The organism is Maritalea porphyrae (assembly GCF_027213965.1).
GTDB lineage: Bacteria > Pseudomonadota > Alphaproteobacteria > Rhizobiales > Devosiaceae > Maritalea > Maritalea porphyrae_A.
Genome location: NZ_JAPWGX010000028.1, coordinates 1 through 278 on the forward strand (window position 1 = coordinate 1; position 278 = coordinate 278).

The window sequence follows — 278 nt, forward strand, 5'->3', positions numbered from 1 at the left end:
CATCTATTGCGCACCCAGCCCGGCAGCCAGCTGCCGGTCGATAGCATTGCCGATCTCGGCCAGACCCCGGCCGAGCTGGTGATTCTCTGCACCGGAGATTCGCACCTGTCGCTGCTGGCCGAAGCGGCGCGCCAGTTGCCGGCGGATTACCCCAGTCTGCGTCTGGCCAGCCCGGCGCAGCTGAGCAATCACGCCTCGGTGGACTTCTATGTCGAGCAGGTGCTGCAGCACGCCAAGGTGATTTTGATCTCGGTGCATGGTGGTGTCAGCTATTGGCG

1 protein-coding gene is annotated in these 278 nt (G+C 64.0%); it reads left to right on the forward strand.

Going from position 1 to position 278, the window contains the following annotated elements; genetic code table 11:
- A partial coding sequence (locus O4H47_RS17895; RefSeq protein ID WP_269395384.1) for a hypothetical protein occupies nt 1-278 on the forward strand: 278 nt, incomplete at both ends.